17 protein-coding genes are annotated in these 16,207 nt (G+C 48.5%); 6 read left to right on the plus strand and 11 right to left on the minus strand.

What is annotated here, in order from left to right; genetic code table 11:
* Nucleotides 1-25: 25 nt before the first annotated feature.
* From HP567_RS07470 to HP567_RS07500, 7 genes are all read right to left on the minus strand, one after another.
* Nucleotides 26-733: a 3'-5' exonuclease gene (locus tag HP567_RS07470; protein WP_173611282.1), complete on the minus strand. Its 708-nt coding sequence runs from the start codon at nucleotides 731-733 to the stop codon at nucleotides 26-28.
* A gap of 11 nt (nucleotides 734-744) precedes the next feature.
* On the minus strand, nucleotides 745-1,758 hold the full coding sequence (locus HP567_RS07475) for a DUF294 nucleotidyltransferase-like domain-containing protein (RefSeq protein WP_173611431.1): 1,014 nt from the start codon (nucleotides 1,756-1,758) through the stop codon (nucleotides 745-747).
* A 49-nt stretch (nucleotides 1,759-1,807) separates the two neighbouring features.
* On the minus strand, nucleotides 1,808-3,142 hold the full coding sequence (locus tag HP567_RS07480) for an ammonium transporter (protein WP_173611283.1): 1,335 nt from the start codon (nucleotides 3,140-3,142) through the stop codon (nucleotides 1,808-1,810).
* Between the two features lie 124 nt (nucleotides 3,143-3,266).
* Nucleotides 3,267-4,514 carry an MFS transporter gene (locus HP567_RS07485; protein ID WP_173611284.1) on the minus strand — a complete coding sequence of 416 codons (1,248 nt, stop codon included), beginning with the start codon at nucleotides 4,512-4,514 and terminating at the stop codon, nucleotides 3,267-3,269.
* 80 nt (nucleotides 4,515-4,594) lie between these two features.
* Nucleotides 4,595-5,779 (minus strand): MFS transporter, encoded by a 1,185-nt coding sequence (locus HP567_RS07490; RefSeq protein WP_173611285.1) that lies wholly within the window; start codon nucleotides 5,777-5,779, stop codon nucleotides 4,595-4,597.
* A gap of 77 nt (nucleotides 5,780-5,856) precedes the next feature.
* The gene (locus HP567_RS07495) at nucleotides 5,857-6,147 is read right to left on the minus strand and encodes an ArsR/SmtB family transcription factor (protein WP_173611286.1); all 291 of its coding nucleotides are present in this window, start codon (nucleotides 6,145-6,147) and stop codon (nucleotides 5,857-5,859) included.
* Between the two features lie 49 nt (nucleotides 6,148-6,196).
* Complete coding sequence (locus HP567_RS07500) at nucleotides 6,197-6,355, minus strand: hypothetical protein (RefSeq protein WP_173611287.1); 159 nt, start codon at nucleotides 6,353-6,355, stop codon at nucleotides 6,197-6,199.
* A 134-nt stretch (nucleotides 6,356-6,489) separates the two neighbouring features.
* Between HP567_RS07500 and HP567_RS07505 the strand changes: the two genes are divergently transcribed.
* The gene (locus tag HP567_RS07505; protein WP_173611288.1) at nucleotides 6,490-6,849 is read left to right on the plus strand and encodes a toprim domain-containing protein; all 360 of its coding nucleotides are present in this window, start codon (nucleotides 6,490-6,492) and stop codon (nucleotides 6,847-6,849) included.
* A 64-nt stretch (nucleotides 6,850-6,913) separates the two neighbouring features.
* Nucleotides 6,914-7,120: a hypothetical protein gene (locus HP567_RS07510; RefSeq protein WP_173611289.1), complete on the plus strand. Its 207-nt coding sequence runs from the start codon at nucleotides 6,914-6,916 to the stop codon at nucleotides 7,118-7,120.
* Between the two features lie 33 nt (nucleotides 7,121-7,153).
* Here the strand turns inward: HP567_RS07510 and HP567_RS07515 are convergent, their stop codons facing one another.
* The gene (locus tag HP567_RS07515; protein ID WP_173611290.1) at nucleotides 7,154-7,933 is read right to left on the minus strand and encodes an undecaprenyl-diphosphate phosphatase; all 780 of its coding nucleotides are present in this window, start codon (nucleotides 7,931-7,933) and stop codon (nucleotides 7,154-7,156) included.
* Between the two features lie 190 nt (nucleotides 7,934-8,123).
* Between HP567_RS07515 and HP567_RS07520 the strand changes: the two genes are divergently transcribed.
* Nucleotides 8,124-9,053, plus strand: coding sequence for a CvfB family protein (locus tag HP567_RS07520; RefSeq protein ID WP_173611291.1), 930 nt, complete (start codon nucleotides 8,124-8,126; stop codon nucleotides 9,051-9,053).
* A gap of 75 nt (nucleotides 9,054-9,128) precedes the next feature.
* On the opposite strand, the gene HP567_RS07525 is transcribed toward HP567_RS07520, so the two are convergent.
* From HP567_RS07525 to HP567_RS07535, 3 genes are read right to left on the minus strand one after another with little or no spacing between them, the layout of a single operon-like run.
* Complete coding sequence (locus HP567_RS07525) at nucleotides 9,129-11,075, minus strand: TRAP transporter permease (RefSeq protein ID WP_173611292.1); 1,947 nt, start codon at nucleotides 11,073-11,075, stop codon at nucleotides 9,129-9,131.
* Nucleotides 11,076-11,609: a DUF1850 domain-containing protein gene (locus tag HP567_RS07530; RefSeq protein WP_173611293.1), complete on the minus strand. Its 534-nt coding sequence runs from the start codon at nucleotides 11,607-11,609 to the stop codon at nucleotides 11,076-11,078.
* 6 nt (nucleotides 11,610-11,615) lie between these two features.
* Nucleotides 11,616-12,623: a TAXI family TRAP transporter solute-binding subunit gene (locus HP567_RS07535; protein WP_173611294.1), complete on the minus strand. Its 1,008-nt coding sequence runs from the start codon at nucleotides 12,621-12,623 to the stop codon at nucleotides 11,616-11,618.
* A gap of 167 nt (nucleotides 12,624-12,790) precedes the next feature.
* On the opposite strand from HP567_RS07535, the gene HP567_RS07540 reads away from it, so the two are divergent.
* The 3 genes from HP567_RS07540 to HP567_RS07550 all read left to right on the plus strand — a co-directional run bounded on the left by HP567_RS07540 (nucleotide 12,791) and on the right by HP567_RS07550 (nucleotide 16,196).
* Complete coding sequence (locus HP567_RS07540) at nucleotides 12,791-14,074, plus strand: sensor histidine kinase (protein WP_173611295.1); 1,284 nt, start codon at nucleotides 12,791-12,793, stop codon at nucleotides 14,072-14,074.
* Nucleotides 14,075-14,078: 4 nt separating this feature from the next.
* Nucleotides 14,079-15,017 (plus strand): response regulator, encoded by a 939-nt coding sequence (locus HP567_RS07545; protein WP_173611296.1) that lies wholly within the window; start codon nucleotides 14,079-14,081, stop codon nucleotides 15,015-15,017.
* A gap of 123 nt (nucleotides 15,018-15,140) precedes the next feature.
* The gene (locus HP567_RS07550) at nucleotides 15,141-16,196 is read left to right on the plus strand and encodes a tetraprenyl-beta-curcumene synthase family protein (RefSeq protein WP_173611297.1); all 1,056 of its coding nucleotides are present in this window, start codon (nucleotides 15,141-15,143) and stop codon (nucleotides 16,194-16,196) included.
* Nucleotides 16,197-16,207: the final 11 nt, after the last annotated feature.

Below are 16,207 nucleotides of genomic sequence, written 5' to 3' on the forward strand. Positions count from 1 at the left end.
ACTTGTTAAACGATTCGCATTAATTCTAGCGTACGGCTTCGTAAACCTGCCGCAGGTGTGTATAGCCTTGGGATTGTGCTTTAATCAAATACTTCGCCCAGAGTGTACCAGCGGCAACAGCGTCACAGTAAGCGTGATGCCTGCGTGAGATCGGGATGTCGTGGGCCACACAGAGGGCGTCCAGCGAGCCGTTGCCAATCGGATTGCTCAACAATCGGATGAGCAGCATCGTATCCAGCATGCGATGGGTAAATGGACGCCTGCTCGTTTTCCAAAGCCCAGATCGCAAAAATTCACGCTCATGGCGAGAGTGATGGGCAACGAGCGGACGATCTCCAACGAATTGAAAAAAACGGGACAAAGCCTCTACTAGCTCGGGAGCATCGGCAACCATATCATCGGTAATCCCAGTGAGAGAGCGGATGTGTGGAGGAATCGCCCGTCCTGGATTGACCAACGTATAAAAAGAATCACCGAGGAGGAGGTGTTCTCCTCTCATGGCGACTGCTCCCATCGATATAATCGCGTCCCCGTGATCGGGATAAAAACCGGTCGTTTCCAGATCAACGACGACAACCTCCAGATCGTGCAGAGGAATATCGGCACTGGAATCGACTGGTTTATTCGCTTTGGAGATGGATCGTAAATAGGCGATGTGTTGTTTGTCATCTGCATTACCCGGAACGTCGCGGTTCATATGCCAAATGCGACCGAATAAGTCCCATTTTGCCACGCAATCTCCTCCTATCCCCCAAAAACGGAGGGGAGCTTTTCGGTCATTTTTTGCAGGCGGATCGCCAGCTTCATCGACTGTCGCACCATCGCTTGGGTGTCAGGAGAAAGCTCCCCTAGTTTGATATAGCTATTGCTTGTGTATTGCCCATCTTCCCAATGGAGGGGGGCGATCAGTCGCAAACCTTGAATTTGGCGGAAGTATGCGGCTACCTCGTCACAAAAGCTTTTGCTCCAGACGCCTTTTTCGCCGAGTAGATCCAAGCGTTCCAAGGTAGAACTGGCAAAGATTCCATGCGCCAAGGCAAAATGCCGTACGCAATTTACCAGTGGCAAATAGATGCCATACTTCACATTGATGGCACCCCGGAATCGTCCATGGACCTCAGGTAAAACTCTGCCAAAGATTCCGAGCGGCACCCGATAATGCAACGTATTGCTCACCAGTCGATTCAGCAAGAAGACATTCCCTGCAAGCAATTGACGGAAACGATCATGGACGGGAGTAAAAATGGCCGATTCCCCCCATAAGACACGCACATCACTTGCGAGCAGTAAATAACGGGCGTTCTCCCATATGGGGTGAGAGACCCATCTGTCTATTTGGTCCAGCCATTGCTCGGTGCTACCTCGCCATTTTGGTGAGAGGCAAGTCACATTCCCTTGGCAGGGAGGATAACCAGCCACTTCCAAGCCTGCAACGATCGTCGCCCCCAGCAATTGAAAGTAGCCATGTATCTTCTCTTTTTCCTGTTCGCCCAGATGATTTGGCATTTGATAGGCGAGACCGTTATCTTGATCGCTGATGAGTGCTTGCTCTGATCGACCGCCACTGCCGAATTGCAGAAAGGCAAAGGGGACTGGAGGGGTACCCAAGCCTCTTTTGGCAAGGTCGTTTACGGCGAGGAGCACCCCTTGTCGGATGAGATTGTCGTGAATCAGATTGACGACGATGGAAAAGGGGGCTAATTCCCCTGCGCGATTTAATGGACGCAACACAGAAGGGTCCAACAATTCTCGTCGCAATAAGGCAAGCTCGTCAAAGGAGTCAACATTCCGTATTTTTTCCACTTGTTCAGGTGAGAGAGTGAGAGGTGCTGCTTTGGGTAGCTGCAGCCGGTCGTACGCGTTCAGGCTGGAGCAGTTCGGGATAGCCGTATCCCCCGTGTTCGCTAAGGTCAAGACCAACCACCTCTTCCTCTTCAGTGACTCGCAGGCCAATGGTTACTTTTAATACATACAAAATGATGAAGGCTACCACGAAGACGTAGAGCGCGGAGCCAGCCAACCCCAACGCCTGAACCCCTAACTGATGCAGGCCACCGCCATAAAACAGCCCAGGACCGCCTACGCCGACCTTTTCAGCAAGCTCTGGGGTAGCGAATAAGCCCGTGGACAACGTTCCCCATATACCAGCCACCCCATGCACAGAAAAAGCGAAGACAGGATCATCAATCCCCATGCGGTCAAACCAAATGGATGTATAAAATGTGAGAATACCTGACACAGCGCCAATCACGACAGCTGCCCACGGATCGACAAAGGCACAAGATGCTGTAATCGCGACGAGAGCAGCGAGGACGCCGTTGAGCATGCTTGGAATATCTGCTTTTCCCATGACGATCCAGGAGATAGCAAGAGCGGCGACAGCACCCGCTGCGGTAGCGAGATTGGTAGTGACGGCAATATAGCCGAAAAATCCAGATGTGCTGCCTAATGTAGAGCCGGCGTTGAACCCGAACCAACCGATCCAAAGAAACAGGACACCTAAGACAGAGTAGACTTGGTTGTGACCAGGAATCAGATTGGAACTGCCGTCGCGATTGTATTTTCCAATACGGGGCTTCAAAAGGATAGTGGCGACGAGTGCGACGATGGCCCCTTGGAGATGGACAACCGTAGAACCAGCGAAGTCTTGCATCCCGAGCTGCGCCAACCAACCGCCGCCCCATACCCAGTGACCGACGACAGGATAGATGAGGACAGTAAACAGTACGCTGAAAATAAAATAAATGGATAGCTTGGCGCGTTCAGCAAAACCGCCCCAGGCGATCGCGAGTGAAACGGCTGCAAAAGCGAGCTGAAAGAGGAAGAGGATCGAGATAGGGACAGTTGCAGCGGAAAAAGCGGAGAAAGCTTCTTTTTGCATGCCGTCAAAAAAGAATCCGGAAAGTCCGATGAAAGAGTTCCCGTCTCCAAACGTCAGACCAAAGCCAAAGGCCCAGAAGGCAATCGAGCAGATGCCGAAGGTTAGGACTGTTTTTCCTGCGACGTGACCAGCGTTTTTCATGCGAGTAGAACCAGCTTCCAGCAGGGCGAATCCAACCTGCATGAGAATGACCAGAATAGCAGAGACCATGACCCATGTGGCGTCAATGGCAGACGAGAGACTTGCGACAGTAGGTTCCATCCATCCACCTCTTTTCTGTGTCATATAACCTGACACTATTTTTATTTATGTCAGATTATATGACATGAAAAAATCGGTTGCAATTGTTTTTTTGCAAATAATGAGAAAACACCAATCTTCCGTCTTAAACGGAGGAGGATTGGTGTTGTTCGGCTGGTGCTCGTTTTTCAATCAGGAGGCCTGCGAAGCTCATGGCAGCGAGGAATAGTCCACTGACGAGGAAAAGCTGCTCGACGGGCCATTTGCCCAGCCAGATGGCACCGAGGCTGCTGGACAATGTGCAAAAGAAGGTGAACATCAGCATGTTGATCGCAAAAATTTTGCCTGTGCTGCTGCTGGATGCTTTGATTTGAATAGCAGTCACGGTCGGGATACCAATGAGCGGCCCCCCGATCCCTGCCACGGCTGCTCCGAGGAAGGCAACCCAGTGAACGGTGCCTCCTGTCGTTAGCAACAGGAATCCGACTGCCTGAAACACCCATCCAACCAAAATCACAAATAAATACCGGGTGTAGAACGAGCGAGCCATGTACAGGCTTCCCAGCAAGTTCCCGATGCCGTAGAAGCCCAACAAGACAGCTAATGTACTTCCGTTACCTTGCTGCATGCGTTCTGCCATAAACGGAAAGCCCACCGTGTAAGTAACCTGCCAGACGAGAAAGCCCATATTGCTAAAAAGAAGAATCAAGAACAAAGCGCGATTTTGTTTAAGCTCCCGTAAACCTGAGGCAATATCCCGGGCGTACTGACTGGGTGTCATTTTCGTAGTAGATCCTTGTTGTTGATCAGTCAACGAAATACGAATGGCATAAAGGAACAAGACGGAAATCAAATAGCTGCCTGCATTCACAAAAAACAAAGTAGACAGCGGCATGATCGAAGCGACCAGTCCAATTGACATAGGCGCAATAATCCGAATCGTTCGGAAAGTTGTATCCAAGATGGCATTTGCTCGCCCTAGCTGCTCTTGGGGAACCGCTGATTTGAGTGCAACGGTTCGTGCTGGCTGAAACAGACTGGAGAACAAACCCAACAAGAATTGGGCTGCCAGAAAAAAAGCAAACTCTTCCACACCTATGTAGACCATGATGCCTACCGTGATCGCGACTAGAATTCGCGCAACATCTGCACCCACCATAAGCATGCGTGGGCTGTACCGGTCAGCCATAACCCCGCCGACGAGGTAAAACATGAGACCCGCCACCATTTCCGGGATTGCGAGCAGGCTCAACACCGTACCCGATTTGGTTGCTTGGAGCAAATACCAGAGTAAAGCGAAGCTGTAGCAATGATCTCCGATGCTTGCGGTCATTTGTGCAAGCCAGAGCTTGAGGAACGAACTATTTTTCCATAAAGATGGGGATGAATCCACGTTGACCCTCTCCGTCCTGCTGACTTCGATAAAATGAATTTGACCATAGCGTAGCAAGGCGAAGAGGGAATGTAAAGGACTCATGCTTGTGCGGTTACATTTAATTTACCAGTCCTCCAAACAAAGAGAAAATAAGCGATAAGAAACGTGAATGAGGCGAAGGTGCTGACCCCCGCGAAACCAAAATTAGAATACAAACTGCCTGCGAAAGAAGAGGCAATGAATGTCCCTATGTACATGCAAGCGTTGGCCAAGCTCGATATAGTACCGCGCGAGGTGTCGGACAATGATTGCAAGTAACCCATCAGAACAGGCACGAGTACACCGCCAAAGCAGTACATGAAGAAGAGGACAACCTGCAAAAAGCCGACTCCCGGTATGTAAGGCAAAACAAGATAGAGTAGGGCGCTGCCCAGAAACCCAACGGTCAAAATCGTACTTCTCTTCCAACGCTCGAGTAACCAACCGCTGAGTAAGCTGCCAACGGTGTTGCCAAGCCCGATAACTAAAGTGATCAAGCCAATTTCGGTAACGGATTGCTGATATTGATCGGAAAGCCATACACCATAGAATGAAAAGACTGCATAGACACCCGTCATGAAAACGAAATAGCCGATAAAGCTGCGTGAAGCTTGTGGCAGTCGCAACAGATCCTTGTAACGTGCAAAAATAGCCACTCGGGCGTTGTTTGTTCCAAGCCCGGCTATGGAGGTAGGCGGCAATAAATCAGGAAGTTTTCGGATAATGAGTACAAAAGCTCCGAGAGAAGTAATTCCTACAGCCAAAAAAGGGAACGACCAATGATAAGCTGACAGAAAACTGCCTATAGGGACACCGATCACTTGGGAAACGGAAAGACCAGCCATGACAACTCCCATTGCTTTTCCGATACGTGCAGGGGGAAACAAAACAGGAATGGCAGCCCACACTTGAGGTCCGATAAAGGCAGAACAGATCCCGGCAAGGAAGCGAAAGAAAAGCATCGCGGTGAAGCTAGGTGCAAAGGCACATGCAATTGTGGAAAGTGCAAATCCAAGCATACCGACTGCCATCACATGTTTCCTATTTCGATTATCAGATAGCGGACCAGCGACTAAAGCGGCCAAAGCAAATCCGAGAGCATAAGTTCCGATCAGCCAGGCTGCCTGGCTCGTGGATACGTGATATAACTCTCGCAAGGTTGGCAGCAGTGGGCTAATGATAAATGTGTTCGTGCCAATCAAAAACATGGTGAAGAAAAAGATCATCAAAAATAGGCGCTCCATTATGAAAACTCTCCTCTTTGTTTTATAATCCTATAGTTAAATAACTTTTGAACTACTGGGCAAAAAAAGGATACCAATCACAAGGTATCTAAAAAGCCAGGCAGTATATGATCAAATGTCTCTTTATAGATGCGCATGTACCGTGTTTGCCCCTCCTTTCTGACTTTGATCAGTCCTGCCTCTCGAAGTGTCTTGAAATGATAGGAGGCATTGGACTTGGAAGTATCGCAGGTCAAGCCCACTTCTGTACAACTCAGCTCGTTGCCGGAATGATATAAGGCTTTTAAAATGGCTAGCCTTGTCTCATCTGCCAACGCTTTAAAAATTTTGATTCGCTTTTCGGTTAGTTCAAGTTGTTCAATATTCATAAAACTATCTTACTAAGGAAACTCTATTCAGGCAACCATTTCATTTTTTTTATTTTTGATTCTTCCTATTTTCGTTGTTGTATTGATGCTGATGGGAAGATCCTTGGTTGTTTTCTGTATGCGTATCATCCGCAACCGTACTGCTGGTCAGCCCTGCTACAGCTAATCCTTTTTGATTCAGGTTTTTGGCGCTTTTGAATTTGGACATATTACTACCCCCTGTTTGTTAATGGATGCTTCCTTAAGATGCGTTGTTTCGAAGGGGAGTAGTCATCCTCATTTTCCTAGATGGCAGTTGAGGTATACTAAATAAAAATGCTGTGCCAGGGAGGATGGGAGCGGATGGCAGGGTGTGTCATGATCGTGGAGGGGAAGACAGACAAGGAACGCTTGCTTCGAGTGCTGGCTGAGCCTGTTACGATTCTTTGTACATACGGTTCCTACAGTTTGGAAAAAGGAGAGAAATTGCTTGCTCAAACGGAAGCAGCAGATGCAGATGAGGTATACCTATTTACGGATGAAGATGACAGTGGGAAAAAATTGCGAACGCATTTAAGTGAAGATTTTCCTGATGCGATCCATCTGCATACGCCGAAAATATACAGAGAGGTTGCCGACACGCCTCTTTCGGTACTGGCAGAAATTTTGGAGCGAGCAGGCTTTGCGGTTATTGTGCCTCATCCTGATCTTGGAGAGCAGTAAGGGGATAAAACACCGTTTCATCGGCTATAACAGTAGTAAATGGAATGGTGGAGGTGCGAGGCAATTGCGTAGTTTGATGACGTTTTTTAATCGAATGAACATTATGCTGTGGCTGGTAGGTATCTTTGCTGCTCATGCTGCGCTTTATCTGGTGCTGGGAACGGCAACGTGGCTGGCTACCTCGCTTTTGGCAACGGCGTTCTACGGCGTAATTTTATTGGTAGGCAAATTAATTGCCAGCCGTTATCCAGACAAGGAAGAAAGCAGATGAAAGCCGGCGAGCAAGCAGCCGGCTTTTTTCACACTACCAGCCCAAGAGCTGCATGAGTAAAATGAACCCACCCAATACCCAGACGTAGATAGCGAAGCCCTTCATCGACCCTGTACTGATGATCGTAAGCATCCAGCGAATGGCTGCATATCCAGCTAGTCCGGCAAACATGGTGCCCACGAGCATCGGGATCAATAAAGCTGTTTCAAGCGGTGTTTCTACGAGCTTGGCTGTTTGCAAGACACAAGCACCCAGAATCGCAGGCAAGGATATTAAAAACGAAAAACGTGCAGCGTCCGCACGGTCGATTCCGCGCAGGAGAGCACCGGCAATTGTCAGTCCTGAGCGGGAAATAGCAGGCAGGATGGCAGCACCTTGCAGTGTCCCGATGATGAGGGCGTCCGTGTAGTTGATTTCCTCAAATTTTCGATTGCCACGGCGCATGGACTCCACCGCCCAGAGGATGGCGCCTGTCGCAAGAAATTCCCACCCAATCGTAATGCCCGTCTGGGAGATTTCTTCAAAATAATCTTCAAAGGCGAGTCCGATCACAGCCGTAGGGATGGTGCCTACGACCAATAGCTTTGTCAGTTTGCTCATCGGATTCATAATAATATAACGAACCTGTGGCCAAAAGACGATAACAACAGCAATCAGCGTACCGAAATGGAGCATCGTGTCAAATAAAAGTCCGACCTCCTGCATGCCAAACACTTTGCGAAACAGGACGAGATGACCCGTGCTGGATATCGGTAAAAATTCAGTCAAGCCTTGTACAATGCCGAGAAAAATATGTTCAAGCAACAACAGCATAGGCAAGAGTCACTCCAGTCTTGAAAAAGTAGGGCCAAGCCAGTCTTACTGTCATATGTATGTTCGTGAATGGAAGACTTGCCTATTTCGTTGGGCATCGTTATTTTGTTAGAAAAAAGTTGTGGTATTTTCTCGCGGGGGATGGGTATATTTAGTGTGCACAAAGGTAGAGAGCGAGGAAAAAATACATATGTACAAAAGACAACAGCGTGAAAAACGTGAAAAGCGTGAGCCCCAAATCATTCAGAACGGCAATTTGGCGGCAGGAATGACGCTTACCATGACGGTAGCGCGTAAAACGGAAATCGGCTATTTTTTAAGCGATGGCAATGATGAAGTGTTTCTCCATGCCAATGAAGCGCATGAGCGTTTACATATCGATGATGAGGTCGAAGTGTTTTTGTACCATGATCACGAAAACCGACTGGCTGCGACCATGGACATGCCTCATGTCGGCATGGGTGAATACGGCTGGCTGGAAGTAGTGGACATTTCTCCGCGCATGGGTGTATTTCTGGACAACGGCATTAACAAGGATCTGCTCTTGTTTATCGATGACCTGCCGAAGCATAGCGATGAATGGCCGCGCCCCAAGGATCAAATGCTGGTAGCGCTGAAGCAAGACAAGCTCGGCAGACTCTTGGCAAAGCCGGTCACTGAAAACGAAATCGTCAAGATCGCAGCAATGGCAGATGAGAGTATGAAAAACAAGTCTGTCGAAGGCACGGTCTACAAAGTGATTCAAGCAGGTGCATTCCTGTTGACGGAGGACGAGCATATCCTTTTCATTCATCGTGATGAAATGGTAGGGCGTCTGCGCCTCGGACAAACTGTGCGCTGCCGCGTCAGCTTTGTGCGTGAGGATGGCCGTCTGAACGGTTCCATGAAAGAGCGCAAGGAAGTACAGTATGGCGAAGATGCGGACAAGCTGCTGCGCTATATGATCAATCGTGACGGAGCGATGCCTTATACCGATTCGACAGACGCAGATGTCATCCGAGAAAAATTCCAAATGAGCAAATCCAGCTTCAAGCGGGCACTCGGCAAGCTGATGAAGGAACGCCGCGTGGAGCAAGTAGATGGCTGGACCAAAATCATTCGAAGCGAACAAGAAGAATAAATGAAGAAAACCCTCCTGGGCAAAAGCTTCCTGACAACAGGAAACGAACGCTTGGGAGGGTTTTTTGTTTGTTTCTTACAGTGTCGTTTGTACAGATTGCTTTTGCTTCCGGGCTTTGTAATACGACAGGGCAAATACGAGTGTGATCAAAATAAAGCCGGCGATATCCGTTTCAATTCCGGGGATGACCGCGAGCACGCCACCAGCAATGGCCAGGATTCGCTCCAATACGTTTAGCTTGGACATCCAGTATCCGATCAATCCTGCGCCTACTCCGATCATCCCAAGTATAGATGTCAGCATGACCCAGATTGATTCCAGCAAGGTGGTATTAATCAGCAGCAAGGCTGGCGAGAAGACGAAAATATAGGGAGCCATAAAAGCGGCGATCGATAGCCGCGTTGATTCTACGCCTGTCTGGATTGGCTTTGACTTGGCAATGCCTGAAGCAGCGAAGGCAGCAAGCGCAACTGGTGGCGTGATGTCTGCGACAATTCCGAAGTAGAAGGTAAACATGTGAGCCGCGATAGCAGGAACGCCCAATTGAATGAGCGCTGGAGCCGCGATGGTCGAAGTGATAATGTAGTTCGCCGTTGTTGGCGTTCCCATTCCCAAAATAAGCGATGCGATCATAGTAAAGAACAACGTAAGCAAAAGCTGGCCGCCAGCCAGATCAATCAGACCATTTGCCAGCTTCAACCCAATCCCTGTCAACGTAATCGTACCGACAATGATTCCGGCACACGCGGTTGCGGCCACGACGCCGAGAGCCATTCTGGCACCAGAGGCAAGCGCTGCAAAAATATCAGCAATAGACATGCGGGTTTCTTTTCGGAAGGCTCCTACGACAATCGTAGAGACGATACCGATAATCGCTGCCCGCTCGGCGGAGATGTTCATCATCAAGGCTGTAATAATGATCACGATGGGGAGGAGCAAGTACATTTTTTTCAAAACTTCTTTTTTGTTCGGCAGTTCTTCCTTCGAGAGTCCACGCAATCCGAGTCGCTTCGCTTCAAAGTGCGTCATAATCCAGATTCCTACGAAAAATAAAATCGCAGGAAGAATCGCTGATTTGGCGATCTCCAAGTAAGGAACGCCGATGAACTCCGCCATCAAAAAGGCAGCAGCTCCCATTACCGGAGGCATGATTTGTCCCCCGGTAGAGGAGGAGGCTTCCACCGCCGCGGCAAATTCGGAGCGATAGCCGAGCCGCTTCATCATCGGGATGGTAAAGGCGCCGGAGGTAACGACATTGGCCACAGAGCTGCCGCTAATCGTCCCTTGCAGGGCGCTGGAAAAAACGGCTACCTTCGCAGGACCGCCGATTCGTCTGCCTGCAATGACTAGTGACAAATCGTTAAAATACTCACCGACGCCTGTTTTTTCGAGAAACGCACCAAACAGTACAAACAAAAAGATAAAAGTAGAGGAAACGGCGAGTGGCGTACCAAGAATCCCCTCTAGTGTGTAGTAGCTGTGTCCGATAATCCGCTCGACATCATTGCCGCGATGCTCCAAAAAGCCGGGCATATAAGGTCCGAGGTAGGTGTATAAAAGAAAAATAGTGGCGATGAGAGCGATTGGAATTCCGACGACTCGTCGTGCAGCCTCAAGGACAAGCACGACAGCAATACCGCCGACCACCATATCCAATGTTGTATAGTTGCCTGTTCGGGTCACGAGTCCTTCGTAGTCAATGACCCAATACAATGATACGAAGACTCCAAGCAGGGCGAGAATCATGTTCACGATTCCGATTTTGTGATTGTTCCCTTTGGATGTCCCCGCATATAACAGATAGACAAGTGCTAGCCCGAAAGCCAAGTGGATCGGGCGGTGAATCTGGGGAGGCAATGTAAAGAAAAGTGTGCTGGATAACTGGTACAGGGAGAAGAGGACAAGTAGACCAAAAGAGATCCACTTGATGGGACCCGCGAGCTGGCGTGTGGCTGATTCTTTGTCGTATTGCGCGATCAGCTTATCCATCTCTTGCTGGTTCATATTCGATGCTGTACTCATCTAGTAACCTCCTAACTCGCTCAAAATGGATCGCTTTTCTGCCTGAATCGTGATGGCTTCTCCCGGCTTGTCGATCAAACTCAACGGAATATCCTGTCCAGCGAAAAGCAACGTATGATTAGCCCGTACTTGCCCGATAAATAGCCGTAGGGCAGGAAAAGAACGCTGCATATTGCGAATGTGGAATCGTCCATCGGCCAGAACCAGCTCCTCGCCAGGAGCCAATTCATTTTCCATGCCGATACCGTAGTCGTGAAAGCTCATCTCTGACAAAATAATTTGATTGTCTACAATCCGGTATTGCTCCTCAATTGTGGAGCGATGAATGGAATGAGTCCAGCGGATGCCAAAGACTGCTTCATCCTGTATGTTGGCACTCCAAACTACTTGATTTGACTGTGTATCCCGAATAACCAAAGCGGGAAACAGCGGAGTGGAGATGCCTACATAAATGACAAGGACGAGAAGTAGGAAGGAGAAAAGGCGGAACAACGTCCGCCCTCTTCCCTTTGTTACTGCCTGGATAAAAACCATCTGGCTTTACTTCACGCCTTTTTCGTCGAAGTACTTTTGGGCACCCGGGTGAACAGGGATGCTGACGCCGTTCTTCACGTTCTCCAGCTTGATTTCCTTGGCTTTGGCGTGACCGAGCTTGTCGCTGTTCTCATAGATTGCCTTTGTTACTTTGTACACGAGGTCGTTACTGAGATCGGAGCGAATCAAAAGCATCGATTTGACGGAGACAGTTGTCACTTCTTCTGGAACGGTTTGATACGTATTGGCAGGCACGGTTGTTTTCACGTAGTAAGGGTATTTGGCGATGATTGCATCGATTTTGTCCGCGTCTATTGGAATGATTTTAACACCAGTTGTCGCTGCCAGCTCCGTGATTGCTGCGGTAGGCGTACCAGCGGTTTGGAAGGCAGCATCTAATTGTCCGTCCTGAATGGCTTTGGCGGAGTCAGCAAAGGAGAGGCGCTGGAGCTTGGTATCTTCAAAGGTCATCCCGTATGCTTCCAAAATTTGCTGGGCGTTCACTTCCGTACCGCTTCCGGGAGCTCCAACAGATACGCGCTTATCTTTCAAATCGGCAACACTTTTAATATTGCTGTCAGCAGAGACCACGATTTGGATGGTCTCATCGTAGAGAGCGCCCAATGCCTGGAAGGAATCAATTTTACCGTCTTGCTGAAACATGTTCGTTCCTTTTGACGCATACTCGGCAATGTCGTTTTGTGTAAAGGCGATGTCCGCCTTTTTATCGCGAAGGAGGCGAATGTTTTCTGCTGAAGCGCCTGTGGCTTGTGCTGTAGCAGTAATCCCAGCGTTTTTCGTAATATGGTCAGCCATGCCGCCGCCGAGTGGGAAATAAGTGCCTCCTGTACCGCCTGTTGCAATAATTAATTGGGAGGGATCGGCGCTTCCTCCTGAGTTGGAGCTGCCTCCACCTGCACCTCCTTGTGCAGAGTTCCCGCCACCTCCACATGCTGTCATGAGCGACATGGACAGAAGCAGTGTGAGCGAGAGAAGAAAATGACGCTTATTCAAGATAATTCCCCCTAGTCTAAATGTTCTGTTTATATGGCTTTCTACGGCATTGTAAGGGGAGGTCTATAAAAAACTACAAAAATCTATAGAAAAATATAGTAAACTAGGAAATAAACGTTGACGAATTTTTTGAACAACTTCTTATGAGGAAGTGCGGGCAACATTTTATGAGAGAAACCATTTCAATCCTGCTGCTTATGCTCATTGCTGTCCCGATTGCCGGAGAGCTCAAATTTCACCCGTTTCAAGATGATTTCCGCATCAGTTTTGGTACAACGGCTTTTTTCTTTTTTTTATTGTGGCTGCGTCCTTCTTTTTTAGCAGGGATAGTAACGGGATTAATTGTTGTTCTATTTCGAATAGTCTTGGATTTTGTGTATGGAGATGTCTTTGCGTTTCTGCCTTCTCTTCAGATGCACTTCCCCGCATTTTGCTATTATGCTACCTTTGCTTGTCTATTCTCGCTCTTTCGCGTTAATATGCTACATCATCGACCGCTTTGGGTGGGACTGTTGGGGACAGTCGCAGAAATAGCAGCGAATCTGGTAGAGCTGTCCTTCCGTGCAGTGTCCTGGGAGGGAGTCTTTCAGTTGGAGGTCGTAGGACCGATTGCCGTCATTGCGTTGATACGCAGTTTTTTTGTACTTGGTTTTTTCAATATAATTCAGCTGCGTCAGGCGAAATGGATGGAAAAGCAACAGCGTAATCGAAATGAGCAGATGTTGATACTCATTTCCAATTTGTACGAGGAATCTGTTCTTCTAAAAAAGACATTGCATCAGGTTGAGGAAATCACGCGCAACTGCTATGAGCTGTATCGCGAAATGAACGAGGTGGAACAAAAGAATGGGACGGGTAAACGATACGCAAAGCGGTTGCTGTCCCTTGCCGGACAAGTACATGAAGTAAAAAAGGACAATCAACGCATATATGCAGGCCTCTCCAAGCTGATTTCTGACGAGAATGATCGAGACTACATGCCACTTGGCGAATTGATAGGGATCATTGTTCAGGGCCAACGAAAGTACGCAAGAATGTTGGAGAAGGACATTCAGTTTGAAACAAATGTGGAGGTGCCGTATCTCGCTTGCCACATTTACACCACACTCTCACTCATCAACAATCTGGTCGGCAACAGTGTCGAAGCCATTCGTGACCGGGGGATGGTATCGATCGTGGCTACGATTGACGAGAGTCGGGAGTGGATTCATTTTCGTGTAACCGATAATGGGCCAGGCATTGTGGTGAAGGACAAGGAGCTCTTGTTCATGCCTGGATTCACGACCAAATATGACGTATCAGGCAGACCATCCACGGGGATCGGACTTTCATACGTAAAGGAAGTGACAGACAGCCTCCAAGGAATGATTGATTTATCCGAGGACTCATACGGACAAACGACACAATTTTGCATTCGCCTGCCAATCGCAAGTCTGATTCAGAAAGGGTGACCTCATGCGCTACTTCATCGTGGACGATGATCCTGGGATTCGATTCATGCTCGGTCAAATGATTGAGGATGCTGATTTGGGAGAGGTATGTGGGGAAGCTGAGGACGGCTCACAGATAGACCACGATTTTTTGAATTGGAAGCAAGTAGACATCTTGTTGATTGATCTTTTGATGCCGAATCGAGATGGCATTGAAACGGTGCGCCAACTGAGGCGTTTTACAGGCAAAATTGTCATGATCTCGCAAATCGAAACGAAGGAGATGATCGCTGAGGCGTATGCGGCAGGGGTCGAATACTACGTGACCAAACCGGTGAATCGCCTGGAGGTCATCAGTGTCCTGCAAAAGGTACGGGAACGCATATTGCTCCAACAATCCATCGAGGGTATTCAGCGGTCGCTTTCCGTTTTGTCCGGCAGTATGAATGTGACGGCAGCTCCCTCAAAAGAAGCATCGTTTCCGGAAAAAGGCATCTTGTCTTCCGCACGGTTTCTCTTGACTGAATTGGGAATGATTAGCGAAAAAGGCAGCAAAGATTTGCTCGACATGATGGAGTGGCTGTATCGCTGGGAGAAGGAAAGGGATGGAGAAGTAAATCTTCCTCCTTTACGCGATATTTTTTGGGCGATTGCTGCCCGCAAGCTGGGGAAGGGAGTGAATGTCCTGATCCAAAAGGAAACGAAGGCCGCTGAGCAGCGGGTTCGCAGAGCCATTTATCAGGCATTAACCCATCTGGCTTCCCTTGGGCTGACCGATTACAGCAATCCCAAATTTGAGAGCTACGCGACCACATTCTTTGATTTTACCGAGGTGCGAAAACGCATGCTGGAGCTGGAGAAGCAGAAGGAAATGACGATCTCTTCTACTCGTATCAATACTAAAAAGTTCATTTTCGTACTCTATATGGAGTCAAAAAGGCGAATTGGTGTATTTCAGGGCTGACTTTTGGAGTGGGCATCCAAATGTGATAAGATATTTCTATTGGTCATGAGCGAAGACTTCGATGTAAGCTGGTAAAAGCTTCGGAATGTCTTTCGTTTACCATTTGTTTTGGGAGGGAAATAAGTGAGCGAACTACGTAATCCATGGCAGCTACTATACCGAGTCTATCGTCATGTGCAACCTGTTCTGGAGCGGGAGTTTGCGGCCTGGTACAAAAGAGCACAGGCGATTCCCAATCCCGAGCTGAGAAAACAGGCACAAGACAGCATGAACTCCAAAAAGTTTCACTGCCAAGGGGGATGTGTTTATGCAGCACAAGTCATCCCGCATGTAGAGACAATAGTTCCGCTGATTGTCGCCTATCAAACAATCAGCGACTACTTGGATAATCTGTGTGATCGCAGCACGTCACTAGACCCGCAAGACTTCCGTCAGCTTCACGTGTCGATGCAGGATGCACTGACACCAGGCGCGTCCTTGCGAGACTATTATTTGTACCGCGAGGATAAGGATGACGGCGGCTTTTTGGCCGGGCTGGTTCAGACCTGTCAACAGCATGTTGCACAATTGCCAGCCTATGAAAAAGTCCAGGCGAAGATACTCGAGTTTTCTTGTTTGTATAGCGATTTGCAAGTATATAAGCACATTGCTCCCCATTTGCGCGAGGATCACTTGTTGACGTGGTGGGATCAGTATAAAGAACGCTATCACGATTTGCACTGGCAAGAATTTGCGGCTGTCACAGGCTCGACCATCGGGATATTCGCTCTTTTTTGCTTGGCGACTGATCCGGATGTAGGGGAAGAGCAAATACAAACGGTAAGTGAAGCTTACTTTCCGTGGCTGTGCGGGTTACATATTTTATTGGACTATTTAATTGACCTGGAAGAAGATAAAATGGGTGGAGATTTAAACTTCGTGAGCTATTACGATTCGGAACGGATAGCGACTGAACGCTTGAAGCTTTTCATAAAACAAGCAAAGGCAAGCGTTAAACGCTTGCCAAATCCTGCATTTCACCGTATGATCGTGGACGGGCTAGTCGCGTTTTATCTCGCGGATCGCAAGGTAAATCGGAGCCAGCCACACATTTATACTATCGCTAGACAACTACTGAAGCAGGCTAAGGGCTTGCCCTCTGTCCTGTTTTATGTGAACAGTTTGCTTGTACGGCGATAACGGAGAAGAGG

It is taken from the genome of Brevibacillus sp. M2.1A (assembly GCF_013284355.2).
GTDB lineage: Bacteria > Bacillota > Bacilli > Brevibacillales > Brevibacillaceae > Brevibacillus.